At 64.8% G+C, this 12,731-nt stretch carries 15 protein-coding genes; all 15 read right to left on the reverse strand.

Going from position 1 to position 12,731, the window contains the following annotated elements; all coding sequences use genetic code 11:
* Nucleotides 1–34: 34 nt before the first annotated feature.
* Complete coding sequence (locus ACYQ0Z_RS00270; RefSeq protein WP_459863248.1) at nucleotides 35–802, reverse strand: ABC transporter ATP-binding protein; 768 nt, start codon at nucleotides 800–802, stop codon at nucleotides 35–37.
* A complete protein-coding gene (locus tag ACYQ0Z_RS00275) occupies nucleotides 781–1,563 on the reverse strand; it encodes an ABC transporter ATP-binding protein (protein WP_459863250.1) in 783 nt (260 codons plus the stop codon). Before ACYQ0Z_RS00275 ends, ACYQ0Z_RS00270 begins: the two co-directional genes overlap by 22 nt.
* Nucleotides 1,539–2,552 carry a branched-chain amino acid ABC transporter permease gene (locus tag ACYQ0Z_RS00280; protein WP_459863252.1) on the reverse strand — a complete coding sequence of 338 codons (1,014 nt, stop codon included), beginning with the start codon at nucleotides 2,550–2,552 and terminating at the stop codon, nucleotides 1,539–1,541. The genes ACYQ0Z_RS00275 and ACYQ0Z_RS00280 overlap by 25 nt, the downstream gene beginning before the upstream one ends.
* Nucleotides 2,552–3,430: a branched-chain amino acid ABC transporter permease gene (locus ACYQ0Z_RS00285; protein WP_459863254.1), complete on the reverse strand. Its 879-nt coding sequence runs from the start codon at nucleotides 3,428–3,430 to the stop codon at nucleotides 2,552–2,554. Before ACYQ0Z_RS00285 ends, ACYQ0Z_RS00280 begins: the two co-directional genes overlap by 1 nt.
* 396 nt (nucleotides 3,431–3,826) lie before the next feature.
* A complete protein-coding gene (gene paaC / locus ACYQ0Z_RS00290; RefSeq protein ID WP_459863256.1) occupies nucleotides 3,827–4,621 on the reverse strand; it encodes a 1,2-phenylacetyl-CoA epoxidase subunit PaaC in 795 nt (264 codons plus the stop codon).
* The gene (locus ACYQ0Z_RS00295; RefSeq protein ID WP_459863258.1) at nucleotides 4,618–4,962 is read right to left on the reverse strand and encodes a phenylacetic acid degradation protein; all 345 of its coding nucleotides are present in this window, start codon (nucleotides 4,960–4,962) and stop codon (nucleotides 4,618–4,620) included. Before ACYQ0Z_RS00295 ends, paaC begins: the two co-directional genes overlap by 4 nt.
* A gap of 13 nt (nucleotides 4,963–4,975) precedes the next feature.
* Nucleotides 4,976–5,956 carry a 1,2-phenylacetyl-CoA epoxidase subunit PaaA gene (paaA, locus tag ACYQ0Z_RS00300; RefSeq protein ID WP_459863260.1) on the reverse strand — a complete coding sequence of 327 codons (981 nt, stop codon included), beginning with the start codon at nucleotides 5,954–5,956 and terminating at the stop codon, nucleotides 4,976–4,978.
* A gap of 279 nt (nucleotides 5,957–6,235) precedes the next feature.
* Nucleotides 6,236–6,376, reverse strand: a complete 141-nt coding sequence (locus ACYQ0Z_RS00305; RefSeq protein ID WP_459863262.1) for a hypothetical protein — start codon at nucleotides 6,374–6,376, stop codon at nucleotides 6,236–6,238.
* Nucleotides 6,377–6,530: 154 nt separating this feature from the next.
* Nucleotides 6,531–7,304, reverse strand: a complete 774-nt coding sequence (locus ACYQ0Z_RS00310; RefSeq protein ID WP_459863701.1) for an enoyl-CoA hydratase-related protein — start codon at nucleotides 7,302–7,304, stop codon at nucleotides 6,531–6,533.
* Nucleotides 7,305–7,389: 85 nt separating this feature from the next.
* Nucleotides 7,390–7,911, reverse strand: a complete 522-nt coding sequence (locus ACYQ0Z_RS00315) for a hypothetical protein (protein ID WP_459863264.1) — start codon at nucleotides 7,909–7,911, stop codon at nucleotides 7,390–7,392.
* A gap of 107 nt (nucleotides 7,912–8,018) precedes the next feature.
* Nucleotides 8,019–8,489: a GerW family sporulation protein gene (ytfJ, locus tag ACYQ0Z_RS00320; RefSeq protein ID WP_459863267.1), complete on the reverse strand. Its 471-nt coding sequence runs from the start codon at nucleotides 8,487–8,489 to the stop codon at nucleotides 8,019–8,021.
* Entirely contained in the window at nucleotides 8,462–9,112 is a 651-nt protein-coding gene (locus ACYQ0Z_RS00325; RefSeq protein WP_459863269.1) for a DUF2953 domain-containing protein, read from the reverse strand. The genes ytfJ and ACYQ0Z_RS00325 overlap by 28 nt, the downstream gene beginning before the upstream one ends.
* Nucleotides 9,113–9,255: 143 nt before the next feature.
* Nucleotides 9,256–9,609 carry a hypothetical protein gene (locus ACYQ0Z_RS00330; protein ID WP_459863271.1) on the reverse strand — a complete coding sequence of 118 codons (354 nt, stop codon included), beginning with the start codon at nucleotides 9,607–9,609 and terminating at the stop codon, nucleotides 9,256–9,258.
* Between the two features lie 33 nt (nucleotides 9,610–9,642).
* Nucleotides 9,643–11,277, reverse strand: a complete 1,635-nt coding sequence (locus tag ACYQ0Z_RS00335) for an amidohydrolase (protein ID WP_459863273.1) — start codon at nucleotides 11,275–11,277, stop codon at nucleotides 9,643–9,645.
* Nucleotides 11,231–12,655 carry a BaiN/RdsA family NAD(P)/FAD-dependent oxidoreductase gene (locus ACYQ0Z_RS00340; RefSeq protein WP_459863275.1) on the reverse strand — a complete coding sequence of 475 codons (1,425 nt, stop codon included), beginning with the start codon at nucleotides 12,653–12,655 and terminating at the stop codon, nucleotides 11,231–11,233. The genes ACYQ0Z_RS00335 and ACYQ0Z_RS00340 overlap by 47 nt, the downstream gene beginning before the upstream one ends.
* Nucleotides 12,656–12,731: the final 76 nt, after the last annotated feature.

Raw genomic sequence — 12,731 nt, forward strand, 5'->3', positions numbered from 1 at the left:
CCCAACCTCCTTGCTTGTGATGTCTTGGTGGAATTTACCGAACCGCCGCCGAAGAATGTTTCCCGAGGTACGATTCCTGCACCGACGGGTCGCCGGCCAGCTCTTCGGCCCGGCCGTGCAGGACGACCCGGCCCGTCTGCAGCACGTACGCCCGGTCGGCGATGCGCAAGGCGCCGCGCACGTTTTGCTCGACGAGGAGCACAGTAGTACCCCACTCGTCGCGCAGTCGCCGGACGAGCTCAAGGACCTCGCGCACCATGAGCGGCGACAGTCCGAGGGACGGCTCGTCCAAGAGCAGCACGGCCGGCTTGGCCATCATCGCCCGGCCGATGGCCAGCATCTGTTGTTGGCCGCCGGAGAGGGTACCGCCGAGCTGCCGTTGGCGCTCCTTCAGGAGGGGAAACAGGGTGTACACCTCCTCCAAACGTTCCAGGCGCTGCCGTTTGGACATGCGGCGAAACGCGTAGGTGCCGAGGAGGAGGTTGTCCCGCACGGTGAGGGTGCCAAAAACCTGCCGGTGCTCCGGCACATGGACGATGCCCCGCTCGACCAGGCGCTCGGCGCCCAGGTGGCCCACCTCTTCGCCGCGCAACCGGACGGACCCGCTTTTTGGCGCCAGCAGGCCCGAAATGGCCCGCAGAAGCGTCGTCTTCCCGGCGCCGTTGGCCCCGAGGAGCGCGACGATCTCGCCTTCCTGAATGTCCAGCGACACCTCGTGCAGCACGTCAACCCGGCCGTATCCGGCGGTCAGGTTGTGGACAGATAAGAGCGGTACCTGGCTCACGCGCTCACCTCCTCCCATTCGGCGCCGAGGTACGCCCGGATGACCCGCTCGTCGCGCTGAATCTCCTCAGGGAAGCCCTCGGCGATCTTCTCTCCCTGGTCGAGGACGACGATGCGGTCGCACAGCGCCATGACCAGGTCCATGTCATGCTCGACCAGCAGCACGGTGATTCCTTGGTCGCGAACGGCGCGGATGTTCTCGGCCATGGTCGACGTCTCGACGGGATTAAGGCCCGCCGCGATCTCATCGAGCAGGAGGAGTATCGGCTCCGCTGCCAGGGCCCGCGCCAGCTCCAGGAGGCGCAGTTGCCCCAACGGGAGCAGCCCGGCAGTCGTGAAGGCCAGGTCGGCGATCCCGACAAAGGAAAGGGCTTTTAGGGCCCGTTCGCGAAGCCGCCGCTCCTCGTCCCGCACGCGGCGTGACGGGAAGGCCGTGGCGAGAAGCCCCGCCCGACCGTGACGATGACAGCCGACGAGCACGTTGTCGAGAACGGACAAGTCACCAAACACCTGGATGTTCTGGAAGGTACGGGACAGCCCCAGAGCCGCGATCTCGTGGGGGGAGCGGCCGCTGATTCGCTCACCGCGAAAGGTGACCTCGCCCTCCGTCGGCGGCAACACGCCGGAGATGATGTGAAACAGTGTGCTCTTCCCCGCCCCGTTGGGCCCGATGAGGCCGACGATCTCGCCCGCACGCACCGTCATGTGGACGTCGCGCAAGGCGACGAGACCGCCAAACCGCCGCCCGACACCGCTTACGCGGAGGAGGTCGCCTTGCATGCCGCTTCCCCCTTTCCGTCTTCCACAGCACTTTTTACCGGTCGGCGCCCGATACGGCGAAGGAGCGGGGCCAGCGTCGGCACCAGGCCGTTCGGCAGGAAAATGACGATGCCGATGAGAATGAGGCCAAAGAGTACCAGCTCCACTTCGCTGGTTACGCCGGGGAGGGTGTGGCCCAACCAGTTCACGCCCACCCGGATGGCCGAAACGATCATCGCGCCGACGACGGCCCCCCAGATTGAGCGCATCCCGCCCAGCACGACCATGGTCACGAACAGGATCGACGTCTGCAGGCCGAAGGGCTCCGGCACCAAACTGTAGCTCATGTGAGCATAGAGCGCGCCTGCCAGCCCGGCCAGGACGGCGCTGAGGATGAACACCTGCATCTTGTACGCCCCGGTGTCGACGCCCATCGCCGCCGCCGCCACTTCGCTGCTGTGGATCGAGCGCAGGGCACGACCGACGCGGAAGCGAACGATATTCAGCCCCATGAAGATCACCAGGAGGGCGATGGCCCATACGAAGTAGTAGTAGGGCAGCCCCGACGAAATCGCCCATCCGGCAATCGACAGCTTGGGAATGCCGTACAGGCCGGATGCCCCGCCGGTCACATCGGCCCACTCGTTGATCACCACATAGATGGCGATGCCGAAGGCCAGCGTGGCCATGGCCAGGTAGTAGCCCTTGAGGCGGGAGAGCGTCCGGCCAAACACGTAGGCAATCAGCGCCGGAACGGCCATGGCCGCCACCACGCCGAGCCACGGGTTGAGGCCATACCGGGTCGTCAGCACCGCCGTCGTGTAGGCGCCGACCCCATAGAAGGCCGCCTGCCCGAGGGACACCTGGCCGGCGTACCCCATGAGCAGCCCCAGCCCAACCGCCACGATGGTATAGATCCCGGTGAACGTGGCCACGGTGATGAGGTACGACGTGTGGGCGACCCACGGGTAGAGGAGCACGACGAGCGCGAACACCGCCAGCGCGCGCATCACAATCCTCCTTTCCCCACGCTTTTTTCACCCAACAGCCCCTGCGGCCGCACCAGCAGCACCAGGAGCACCGCAGTGAAGACGATGGCGTCCTTCAGTCCCGAGCTGACATAGCCCGCACCCAGCGCCTCGATCACGCCCATGACCAGGCCTCCGACCACGGCGCCGGCGGCGTTGCCCAGCCCGCCGAGGATGGCCGCCGAAAAGCCCTTGATGCCCAACATCAGGCCGATGTCGTAGGCCGGATAAATGAGGGGAGAAATGACGATGCCGGCCACCGCACCAAGGGCCCCGCTGATCCCGAACGACAAGGCCGACATCCGCTCGGGACGGATGCCCATCAGCCGTGCCGCGGTGCGATTCGCCGCACAGGCCTGGAACGACTTGCCGAGGAGCGTGTGCTCCATGAACAGGTACAACAGCACGACGACGACAAAAATCGTCCCCACCACCCAAAAGCTTTGCGGCGCAATCGGCACGCCACCCACCACGACGGGGTCATCGCCGGTAAAGGACGCCACCTTGACCGGTTCCTTGCCCCAGATGAGGCTCGCCGTGCCCCGCACGAAGATGGCCACGCCGATGGTGAGGATGATGAGGCTCAACTCGTCGGCCCCCCGCGCCCGCCGCACCAGGCCCCACTCGATAAGCAGGCCGAAGGCGGCCACCAGGGCCATCGTGACCAGCGCGCTCAACCACAGCGGGAGACCGGCTGTCAAGAGGGTATACACGATCAACCCGCCGAGCATGACAAACTCGCCCTGGGCCAGGTTAATCACCCGTGACACGCTGTAGATCGTCACGAACCCCACCGCCACTACGGCGTACGTGCTTCCGATGAGAAGTCCGCTGATCAAAAACTGGATGATCTGATCCATGTCGCATCCTCCCTCTCCGCCCGTCACCCATCTGGCTCATCCCGTGTCAGCGCTTCCAATAGATTGCGTATTATTCTTAAATTTACAAATCTTAACCCTCTTCGGTCAATTCACCCCCATGCGGGATACGCCCGTGCGTCACCCCCTGTATCCGGTGAAACCGGTCGTCTTCGCCCCCGTTAATTACCAAGCGCTTGCTTGCTTTAAATCAGTTAATTTTAGAATAGCCAAACGAGACACACTCGTCAATAATAAAAAATAATTTTTGAACATTGACAGGAACGCGTGCAATGAAATTCGTCACACCTTCCCTGAATCATCAAAAAATGAAAGAGCGGAGGACCCAACCCTCCGCTCCGTTCCCCCCGGCTTCTCGCTGCGAAAACGGCACCCCCTTCACCAGCGGGCCGCCGGCTCGAGCCGGTACACCTCTCCCATGGTGTCCAGCAGGGCGACGAGGTCTGCGCTGTGCTGCCCCAACCGCCCGTCTTGCGCCGGGAGCTGGGGCGTGCCCGGCCAGGCAAGCCCGGCTGCCTCAAACAGCGGCTTCATCCGCGCCTCCCAGCGGGCGACCAGCTCCTCGCGGCCGATCGGCAGGATGCCCTCGGCGACGAGCACAGCAGCGTGCGCGCCAAGGGAAAACAGGTCACCGATCTCCGGCCAAATGGCGGCCACCGCGTTCTCGAGGCGTTCCCTGGCTTCCCCGCCGGCCTGGCCGAGGCGGGTAAACCACGTCTCCATGTGCAGGAGGTGGTAACGTTCCTCGCGGCGGATCTTCACCGCCCCGTGGGCCAGCGGCGCGTAGCTGGAAGACGCCAGCGCCTCCAGGCGGACGTCTTCAAAGACGTCGTACACGAGGTGCCGCACGATCGTGTACGCCCAGTCGCCGTTGGGCCGCTCGACAAGCCGCGCGTTGCGCCGCACCGCCGCCGCGCGGCCATAGGCCAGGTCGTCGGCGTCCCCTTCCCCCAGTTCGCTCAACAACTGGTAGAAGTACGCCGCATGGCCTACCTCATCTTGGGCGATGGAACTGAAAGCCACGTCCTCCTCGATGTCCGGGGCCAGGCCCAGCCACTCGGAATCGCGATGGCCGAGAAACAGCTCATCGTCGGCCAGCTGGTACAGGAGATCAACCAATGCCGCCTTGTAGGCCGGGCGCTGCAGGGCTTCTGCTGCGTTTTGCACCGTCACCGGTCATCACCCCGCATGTCCTGAACCACCTCTTCAATGTTCATCATGCGCTGCTTGAACATCCGCCACAGGCGTCCGTTTTCCGTGTAACCCGAAACTTCGCGGTACGATTTGTCCGTCTCCCGGGCAAAGAAGTCCGGATCTTGGTAGGAGGTGGCGTGGATATCCTCCCGGCGCACCACCCAGATGCTCACCGCCCGGTCGCGGCGGAGAAAGTTTTCCCGTGCCACGTGGAGGGCCAGGTCCGGCGAAGGCGCCAGGACGTTGCCCACATGGACGTGGTGGTCCGTCTTGTTGTACTGCACAAACACTTCGTACACGTCGTAGATCCCTTCCCGCATAGCCATTCCCTCCTCACCCCGTCATTCGCGTCCGAACCCGCGTCATCGCTTCACGCACCCAGCGGTTGCCTTCGTGGGCCTGGCGGCGCAGTTCAATGCGTTCCTTGGACTTCGGTCCCTGGTTGTCGCGAACAATGCGATAGAACTTGTCCCAATCCGGCTCGGTGTAAATCCAACGTTTCTTCGTTTCGTCGTAGCGCAGGTTGGGGTCCGGAATCTTGAGTCCCAGGGCCTGAATGCGCGGGACGTAGCGGTTCAGGTACTTTTGCCGCAATTCCTCGTTGGTTTTGGTGCGAATTTTGTAAACGAGCATTTTCTTGGCCGCTTCCGACATCTCCGGCGGACCGAAGAAGAACATCAGCGCTTCCCACCAGCGCTCAAGGGCGTCCTGCAACATGGCGCGCTGCTTGGCCGTTCCTTGGGCCAGGGCAAGGCAGATCGACTCGCCGTGCTGCATGTGGAAGCTCTCCTCGGCGCAGATGCGCTTCAGCATCCGCCCGTACGGGGCATACGACGTGTCGAGCAACGACGCCTGGGTGCAGATGGCCGCCCCGTCAACCAGCCATCCGATCAGGCCGGCGTCGGCCCAGGTCCGCGCTTCCATGTGGAACACGTTGTGGAATTTCACCTTGCTCACAAACAGATCGGCCATCAGGTCGTCGCGCGTCCGATTCAGCGGCGCCGCCAGGTCCTCCGCCACACGCAGCAGGAGTTGCCCGTGGCCCACCTCGTCCTGCACCTTGGCCATGATGGCCAGCTTGCGGCGCAGGTTGGGCGCTTTGGGCACCCATTCCTTTTCGGGATAGCACCCCATCACCTCGCTGATGCCGTGCATGTGGATAAGGCGGATGAGAAGCTTGCGGTACTCGTCCGGCATCCAGTCGGTGGCCTCAATCTTCTCGCCCCGCTCGATCCGGGCCAGAAACGCCGCCTTCTGCTCGTCCTGAAGGATCTGTTCGCGGATCTCCTCAAGCGTCAAGGTAGATGTGACCATGCTGCCTCCTCCTTCTCGTGATCGTCCCCCATATTCTCCGACCGGCCGTGCGGGAATCAGGCGGACGTAAACAAACAAGCGCTTGCTTGTTTTCAGAATACTAGGGCATTGTGCGAATTGTCAACGCGTTGACGTGCATTTTTTGCGTATGTTCACACGTTTGTCACAAAAAACGCGGAGGACACCCCTCCGCCGTACACGGATGAAGCATGGGCCGAACGCCGAAGGCAGGTTTTGGTCATCCGGCAAACAGGCACACCCCGTCGTGCCGGTCTGCGCCTACCCTTTGAGAGATTCCAGCCACTCCGCATAGCATTCGTCGCACAGCGGTTCGTTCCGCTCGCCGCCATCCGGTTCATAAAAGGTGACGTAGTGGATGCCGGCAAGGGAATGGCCGCACCAGTAGCACGTGCCGTCCACGATCCTTCGCTCCTTTCCTCGTGTGCATGCGGATGTTCGGCACGAGGTAATGTGCCCCGCCCCGGCCCCTTCGTTACGCGGAACCTTTCACCAGCACCCCCGATGCGCTCAAACCACAAAAAAACGGGTGGCCGTCTGGACCACCCGGGCAGGCTTATTCCCCACGAAACACCGGCTTGCGCTTTTCGGCGAAGGCCTGCAGCGCCTCCACGCGGTCTTTGGTGGGAATGAGCACTTCGTATGCTTTTGATTCGATTTCTAGGCCCGTCTGGATATCGACGCCCAGCCCGCGGTCGATGGCAAACTTGGCCTGGGTGACGGCCAGCGGACCGTTTTGGGCAATTTCCTCCGCCAATTTGCGCGCCGCCTCGAAGGGATCGGCCGCCACGCCGGTGAGGATGCCGAGATCATAGGCCTCCTTGGCTGTGATCTTGCGGGCCGTAAAGATCAGCTCCTTGGCCCGCATCGGCCCGATGAGCCGCGGCAGGCGCTGGGTACCGCCGGCACCGGGAATGATGGCGAGGGACGTTTCGGTCAGTCCCATCATCGTCTCTTCCGACGCAAAGCGAAAATCGCACGCCAGGGCCAGCTCAAATCCGCCCCCGAAGGCGTAGCCGTGCATCACGGCAATGGTAGGCTGCGGCAAGCGCTCGATGGCCGTGAACACATCGCGGATCTTCAGCACGTTGCGGCGCACCTCCTGTTCGGTTAACGTGCGCCGCTCTTTCAGGTCGGCCCCCACGCAAAAGGCTTTCCCCTTGCCCGTAAAGATCACCGCGCGAATGTCGCGGCGCAACTTGATGGCGTCCACAATCTCGCCGAGGCGAACCAGCGTAGCGTAATTGAGAGCATTCATCACATCAGGGCGGTTCAGGGTGATGATGCCCAGAGGGCCTTCAACCTCAAACAGCACAACCTCATCGCGCAGCACGTCACTCACGGTTTCTCCCCTCCTGATCCGATCTTTCAGGAAATTGAAAACACTTCCATTATACCGGGAGATCTCCCCGGTCTCAATGCTTGGGCCGGACAACGGCGGGGGAAACCTGAAGCCGCTGCACGTGGTGCTCCCATTCGCCGCCGGTGGCCGCATCGAGATCGGCGCATCGCAGTAGCCCCCGGTACAACGCGTACGCCGGGGACACCTGGCGGAAGACAAGGGTCTCCACGTGCACGCCATCGTGACGAACCAGCCGCGCCGAAACGTCCGCGGGCTTCTCGCCGCTTCGGCATACGGGAACCACCAGCCCCAGATCGCGGATGATCTCGCCAAGGGCGTAGATGCCGAGGGCATCGTAATCGACGCTGTCCGTGGCCCACCACAGGCGGTTCCACCAATCCGCCGCCGACCACTGCGGCGAGGCAGTGGCGGGTCGCGGAATGCGCAGCACAGCCCCGTCGGGCTGCACGTAGACGACCCATTCCCGCCAGAGGAAGATCAGTTCATCGTCATCCAATTCGTGCGTACAAACGATCGCCTGGGGCGGCACCAGCATCCGCCACAAAAAGGCGGCCGGCTTGTCAGCGAGGTGCACGCCTGTCACCCCCTCCCACCCAGTGTGGGCAACCGAGCCGCCGGCCATACGCGGACGGGTTTTGACAACACAAAAAACGCTTCTCCCGAAAGCCGGGAGAGCACCCCTTACATCTGGGACGGCATGTCGCACGTGCGGTCGGGCTTTTCGAGCCCGTTCCGGCTCATCGGTGACGCGCCAGCCGAGGAATTGGCTTGAAACGCCTGCTGCAGGCGTTCCACCAGCTTGGGCACTTGCTCCAGGATGCGCTCGTACAGGTGCGTCGGTCCCTCCAGCGGTACGGAACGAATCCCTTTGCTGTTGACGACGAGAAACGCCACCGGCGTGATCGACACGCCGCCACCGCTTCCCCCGCCAAAGGGGAAACCGCGTCCGTTCGTTCCCCCACCGCCGCCTTTGCCGTCGGACTCAAACTCGCTCCCGCCCGCCGCGAACCCAAACCCGACGCGAGAGATGGGCAGAATGACGCTGCCATCAGGCGTCTCCACCGGTTCACCCACAATGGTGTTGACGTCCACCATCTCTTTGAGATTTTCCATCGCCGTCTTCATCAAGCCCTGGATGGGATGCTCCGCCATCGTTTTTCCCGTCCTTTGTACAAAGTCCACGCCAGTTTGGCCATCGCAAGAATAGCTTGCCCGATCCGGATGCGCAGCATGCAGGTGAGACGGCTGGAAAGGGTTGTCTCGTGGAAGGCGGGAATCACGCGGACGTTCGGAACCGCCTTCAGCCGCACGTACCGCGTTACGGTCGCCAGCACAGCGCCTTTGGCCACCCACGCCAGTCCGGTTAACATCCCGGTCAGGGCGGCGTCACCGGTGCCGATGCGCGACTCCCACGAGAGCCGCTCACACGTAATGTGCTGCGTAAACGCGCGCAGTGCCCGGCGGGCGTCGCGGAACCGCCGCAGGAAGCGGCGCATTTGTCTCCACTGACGCCGCACGTCGGCACGGGTGAGCCGTCGGGTTTGCTCGTCGAGCGTGCGGTCGCCGGCAACGGTCGCGGTACGGCGGGCATAGCGAACCCGCCATTCCTCCCCGTCCACGCCGGTGATCTCGCGGCGGATGCCCATCCACCGAAACCACGTCCACACCTCGACGCACACGTAATCCCGCTCGCCCTCGCGCTGCACGGTGATGGCCACCCGTACCGGCGTCAGCAGGAACACAATCAAACTGACGATGCTCAGGCCAAGCCACATGTGCTCCTCACACCCCAGGTCGGCTGTCCACAGTTTCCCATGTCCCTAGTATGAGGGAAAGGGACCCAAGCGATGTGGCCACCCACGGGAAACCGCTGCGCGACACAAAAAAATTCCCGGCCGAAGCCGGGAAGCAAGCCGCCTCAGTGGAGCAAGCCGGTGACGCCGTGCTCCTTCGCCTGCCGCTGCTCTTCCAGCTGGTACAGGAAGGCAATCCATTCCTCTTCGCTGCGAAGGTTTTTCACCTTCTCCACCAGTTGTTCCAGGCCTTTTTCAAACAAGAAGCGCTTGAGCGCCCGCAAGCCTTCCTCCGTATCGGTACGGAACGACGAGAGCTGGAGCAAAAGCTCCCGCGTCAACTCGAACGGGTAGTAGTCGAGAAGCGTGGCCGCTGACCAGTAGAAGACATGCTTGTTTTCCTCGTTGACGTTGGAAACCAGGGCACGGAAGATCTCCGCCGCTTCGATGAGCTGATGCTGCGACAACACCTTGCTCATCTGTGGCCCCCCTTCCCAACATGCCTTCTACTTTCAACATAGTGAAAGGCGGTGCAATTGAAAAGGGGGATAGCCCACCTGCCCCTCCACAATCGTCATGGCGACACGCAGCCCAAGCAGCACGGCGGGGTCGCGCCTCCCCGCGGCGAGGGGATCACCCGTAAATACGGTCAAATCGGCCCACTTGCCAATGGACAGGGTACCCCGTTCCCCCAGTTCCCCGGCCACGGCCGCACCGCCGACGGTGTAGAGGCGAAGGGCCGTTTCGACGTCCAGCGTTTCCCCAGCAACCGGGACGGGTCCGGCGGCGGTGCGGCCCCCAACAACGGCGGCGTGAATGCCGGTGATCGGGTTGAGGGGCGCCACGGGCGCGTCGGAACCGCCGGCGCAGGGAATACCGGTGGCGAGAAGCGAGCGCCACGCGTAGGCCCAGCGCAGCCGCCGGGGGCCGAGGCGCTGGGCAATCCACCCGGCGTCGTCGGCGGCGAAGGCCGGCTGGATGTCGGCGGCCACGGGAAGGCGCGCCAAGCGGTCCAGCAAATCAGGGGCGGTGAGGGACAGGTGAATCAACCGGTCACGCTGGCCGGGCCGCGGCGGCACGTCGGCCAGCACGCGCAGAACCTGCTCCAGCGCCGCATCGCCGATGGCATGCACGGCGACGGGGAGGCCGGCCGCGCGGGCGCGGGCCACCTTGTCGCGCAGGGCCTCGTCATCGCAGGCGGCTGCGCCGCGGTTTTCCGGATCGTCGGCATAGGGCTCCCGCAGGTGTGCCGTGCGCGCGCCGAGGGACCCGTCGGCAAAGAGCTTGACCGGTCCCGTGCGAAACCACGGCGGCTCCGCGTCCGGGGCTGCGGCGCGCGCGTCGCGCCACTCGTCGAGGCAACGGAACGACACGAGCTGCGTCACCCTCAGGGGAAAGCGCGTCTCCTCCCATAGGCGCTGATAGACACGCCGCACGCGCGACCAACCGCCAAAATAACCCACGTCTTCCGTATGCACAGCCACAAGTCCGCATGCCAGCGCCGCGCGGACGGCTGCACGCAACATGGCCACCAGCTCGTCCTCCGTCGGCGGCGGAACGGCGCGCTCCACCTGCCAGCGGGCCGCCTCCAGCAGGAGACCGGTGGGCCGGCCCCGCCCGTCGCGGACAATGCGCCCGCGCGGCGGATCGGGCGTCTGGGCGGTGATACCCGCCAAGCGCAGCGCCGCGCTATTGGCCACGGCGGCATGGGTGCAGATACGAACAAGCAGTACCGGGTGGTTGGGCGCCGCCCCGTCCAGCTCGTCCCGCGTGGGCGGGCGCCGCTCGAGAAGGTGGGATTCGTCCCACCCTACCCCCACGATCCACTTCCCCGGCGGCGTCCGCGCAGCGGCGGCGCGCACCCGCTCCAGCAGGGCCGCCAGTGTCGGTGCGCCCGACAGGTCGAGTCGGGACAGGCGCTGCCCCACGCCGAGGAGATGGACGTGGCTATCGGTAAGGCCCGGCACCGCCACACCGCCTTCGAGATCGATCACGGCCACGCCGGGACGCCCGAACTGGAGGCGCAGGTCCGCGTCGTCGCCCGCCGCCACGATACGCCCGTCTTCGGCATACAGGGCGGTAACCACGGGATGGGCGGGATCAAAGGTGTAGATCGTCCCGCCGCGAATCAGCACCTTGTTCGGCACGGCCCTCTCCTCTCCTTCCGCCCCGCGTCGCGCTCCCCGACCCTGAACCCGTGAAGGAAGAAGCGGCACCCTCCCCCGCCGCACGCGGCTCCGCCTCCGCGCCGGCACGCTCGGCCAGGGCCTGCTCCGCGGCGCTCGTTCCGGCCACATACCCCGTCGACAGCGCGGCGGTGATATTGTAGCCGCCGGTGTACCCGTGCACGTCGAGAATCTCCCCGCAGAAATAGAGACCGTGCATGAGCTTGGACTGCATCGTGCGCGGGTCGATCTCCTTCACGTGCACCCCGCCGCCCGTGACAAAGGCCTCTTCCAGCGGCCGTGTGCCCGTGGCGCGAACGGGAAACGCCTTGACGAGACGCACGATCTCGCGCCACGCCACCTTCGACACGTGGGCACACGTCACGTCGCCGGGGATCTTCGCGCGCTCCAGGACGAGCGGCGCCAGACGCTCGGGCAGGAAGGCCTTGAGGGCGTTCTTAAGCGCCTTCTTGGGCTGTGTGCGGGTCAGGCGGTCGCGCTCGCGCTGCAGCTGCTCCTCCGTCCAGTCGGGCAAGAGGTCAACGGTGATCGTCACCGGCAAATCGCCGGTCTCCTTGCGCGCTTTCACTACAAACTGGCTGCACCGCAGCGCGGCGGGGCCGGACAGGCCAAAATGGGTGAAGAGCATGTCCCCGCGGTGGGCGACGAGGGGTTTCCCCTTCGTCGGGTGCCACACGGTGAGCACCACGTCGCGCAGCGCCAGCCCCTGCAACCGCCGGTCGCGGATGAAGGACTCGTCCGACGTGATCGGGACCTCGGTGGGGTACAGCTCCGTCACCGTGTGCCCGGCGGCCCGTGCCCAGGCGTAGCCGTCGCCCGTCGACCCGGTGTGAGGCACCGACATGCCCCCCACGGCCACCACCACGGCACGGGCGCAGGCCACCTCCCCCGACACCAGGCGCACGCCCCGCACGCGCCCGCCCTCGTAGATCACCTCGGCCACGGGCGCATGGAGGCGGATGGTCACCCCCGCCTCACGCACCCGGCGCACCAGGGCGGCCACCACGTCCTTGGCCCGATCGGAGACGGGGAACATGCGCCCGTTGTCCTCTTCCTTGAGCCGCACGCCCAGCTCCTCGAAAAAGCAGATGATTTCGCGCGGACCGAAGGTGGACAGGGCGCGGTACAAAAACCGGCCGTTGCCGGGGATGTGGCGAATCAGCTCGTCGATGGGCTTGTTGTTCGTCACGTTGCAGCGCCCGCCGCCGGAGATGGCCAGCTTGCGGCCAAGCTTGTCCTTCTTTTCAAGCAGCAGGACACGCGCCCCGCCCAGGCCGGCTGCGGCGGCGGCCATCAGCCCGGCCGGTCCGCCGCCGACCACGATGACGTCGTACGCCATTTGCTCCTTCCCCTTGGCCCCATCGTTTGGGGCAGCATCTGGTCCGACCTTTACCCTACCACAGTTTTCCCGATGA

This window comes from Calditerricola yamamurae (assembly GCF_054654135.1).